Origin of the sequence: Acinetobacter sp. YH16044, from assembly GCF_013417145.1 — a bacterium.
GTDB classification, from domain to species: Bacteria; Pseudomonadota; Gammaproteobacteria; order Pseudomonadales; family Moraxellaceae; genus Acinetobacter; species Acinetobacter amyesii.
The window spans coordinates 1-2,988 of the sequence record NZ_VPEK01000094.1; the positions used below are offsets into that span (position 1 = coordinate 1).

General features: G+C 36.6%; 2 protein-coding genes. Both read left to right on the plus strand.

Annotated features, from left to right (window positions below; all coding sequences use genetic code 11):
* Positions 1-439 precede the first annotated feature (439 nt).
* The gene (msr(E), locus tag FTV38_RS17010) at positions 440-1,915 is read left to right on the plus strand and encodes an ABC-F type ribosomal protection protein Msr(E) (protein ID WP_000052512.1); all 1,476 of its coding nucleotides are present in this window, start codon (positions 440-442) and stop codon (positions 1,913-1,915) included.
* 55 nt (positions 1,916-1,970) lie between these two features.
* Entirely contained in the window at positions 1,971-2,855 is an 885-nt protein-coding gene (locus FTV38_RS17015) for an Mph(E) family macrolide 2'-phosphotransferase (protein WP_000155092.1), read from the plus strand.
* Positions 2,856-2,988: the final 133 nt, after the last annotated feature.

Sequence of the window (2,988 nt, forward strand, 5' to 3'; positions counted from 1 at the left end):
GTGTATTATGTTAATTTTAGAAAATCTTCACTACTATTATTTTAAAATAAGCCTTATATCCAAGCATAAAACAAGGTTGTCTAGACTTCTTTTAACAGTAAAGTTATCATAAAACTGAATTTTATTTTTTAGGTAAGTTTATGCATTCTATCCGCATTCGTTAAGACACAACTATTTGCATAGTGACACTATTTTATAATGGTGGGCTTTTGTTGTGTCTTTAAGAATATATGCGGATATATAAAGTAAAAGTATGCTTAATTTATAAGTATGCTTTTAGTGCATAGTTTCCAGTTATAACTTAATTGACTAGCTATTTGTCCACCCTGTGGATGAATAGCTTTTTTTTTGGGAGGACACTGTGATGCTAGCTTTTGTTTTCACCTAAATCCTGTTTGCTGCATAAAAAATTTCAAGAGCTAAACAGGAGTAAATAAAAATGAGTTTAATTATTAAAGCGAGAAACATACGCTTGGATTATGCTGGGCGTGATGTTTTGGATATTGATGAATTGGAAATTCACTCTTATGACCGTATTGGTCTTGTGGGTGATAACGGAGCAGGAAAGAGTAGTTTACTCAAAGTACTTAATGGCGAAATTGTTTTAGCCGAAGCGACATTACAGCGTTTTGGTGATTTTGCACATATCAGCCAACTGGGCGGAATCGAAATAGAAACGGTCGAAGACCGGGCAATGTTATCTCGCCTTGGTGTTTCCAATGTACAAAACGACACAATGAGTGGCGGAGAGGAAACTCGTGCAAAAATTGCTGCCGCATTTTCCCAACAAGTACATGGCATTCTAGCGGATGAACCAACCAGCCACCTTGATCTCAATGGAATAGATCTACTTATTGGTCAACTTAAAGCATTTGATGGAGCATTACTTGTTATCAGTCATGACCGATATTTTCTTGATATGGTTGTAGACAAGATATGGGAGTTAAAAGACGGTAAAATTACGGAATATTGGGGTGGTTACTCGGATTACTTGCGTCAAAAAGAAGAAGAGCGACAACACCAAGCCGTAGAATATGAGCTGATGATGAAGGAACGGGAGCGATTAGAATCTGCTGTGCAAGAAAAACGCCAGCAAGCTAATCGATTAGACAATAAGAAAAAAGGAGAAAAATCCAAAAACTCTACCGAAAGTGCTGGACGACTTGGGCATGCAAAAATGACTGGCACCAAGCAAAGAAAACTGTATCAGGCAGCTAAGAGTATGGAAAAGCGTTTGGCTGCATTAGAAGATATTCAAGCACCAGAGCATTTGCGTTCTATTCGTTTTCGTCAAAGTTCAGCCCTAGAACTGCACAATAAGTTCCCGATTACGGCAGATGGTCTGAGCTTAAAATTTGGTAGCCGTACTATCTTTGATGACGCTAACTTTATAATACCGCTTGGCGCTAAAGTCGCTATAACTGGATCGAATGGAACAGGGAAAACGTCCTTGTTAAAAATGATATCAGAACGTGCTGATGGATTAACCATATCTCCAAAAGCTGAAATTGGCTACTTTACACAAACAGGATATAAATTTAACACGCATAAATCTGTGCTCTCCTTTATGCAGGAAGAGTGCGAGTACACAGTTGCGGAAATTCGTGCAGTATTGGCTTCAATGGGGATCGGAGCGAATGATATTCAAAAAAACTTATCCGACTTATCGGGAGGTGAAATCATCAAACTGCTTTTATCCAAAATGCTTTTAGGAAAATATAATATTTTGCTTATGGATGAACCAGGAAACTATCTTGACCTAAAAAGTATTGCCGCATTAGAAACAATGATGAAGTCCTATGCAGGAACTATTATCTTCGTATCTCATGACAAGCAATTGGTCGATAATATTGCTGACATTATCTACGAGATCAAAGACCACAAAATCATCAAGACTTTTGAGAGAGATTGTTAATGATAGCCAATCTAATCCGAACATTAATTATTGAACTCTTTAAAGGAAATTAAAAATGACAATTCAAGATATTCAATCACTTGCTGAAGCACACGGCTTGTTGCTTACGGACAAAATGAATTTCAATGAAATGGGCATTGATTTTAAGGTCGTTTTTGCTCTTGATACAAAGGGGCAACAATGGTTGCTGCGTATTCCTCGTCGTGATGGCATGAGGGAACAAATCAAGAAAGAAAAACGCATTTTAGAATTGGTAAAAAAACATCTTTCTGTAGAGGTTCCTGATTGGAGAATTTCATCTACAGAATTAGTGGCTTATCCCATACTTAAAGATAATCCTGTTTTAAATTTGGATGCTGAAACCTATGAAATAATTTGGAATATGGACAAAGATAGCCCGAAATACATAACATCTTTGGCAAAAACCTTATTTGAAATCCATAGTATTCCTGAAAAAGAAGTTCGGGAAAATGATTTGAAAATTATGAAACCTTCAGATTTAAGACCTGAAATAGCAAACAATTTGCAGTTAGTAAAATCTGAAATTGGTATAAGTGAGCAATTGGAAACCCGCTACAGAAAATGGTTGGATAATGATGTTCTATGGGCAGATTTCACCCAATTTATACATGGCGATTTATATGCTGGGCATGTACTAGCTTCAAAGGATGGAGCTGTTTCAGGCGTTATTGATTGGTCAACAGCCCATATAGATGACCCAGCGATTGATTTTGCTGGGCATGTAACTTTGTTTGGAGAAGAAAGCCTCAAAACTCTAATCATCGAGTATGAAAAACTAGGGGGTAAAGTTTGGAATAAACTATATGAACAGACTTTAGAAAGAGCAGCGGCCTCTCCTTTGATGTATGGTTTATTTGCCTTAGAAACTCAAAATGAAAGCCTTATCGTTGGAGCAAAAGCTCAGTTGGGAGTTATATAATTTAAAAATATGATTGCTGAGAACTGCCTTGTTTTGAAACTTGGTTGGCTTTAATTAGTTTTTAGTATTCTTTATAGAAAATGCCTCGATCAAGGGGCATTTCTAACAATCATTTAACATAAAATTTCTTATG

Coding starts and splice junctions, on each gene's coding strand:
- FTV38_RS17015 (WP_000155092.1), top strand. CDS start 1,971: ATGACAATTCAAGATATTCAATCACTTGCTGAAGCACACGGCTTGTTG.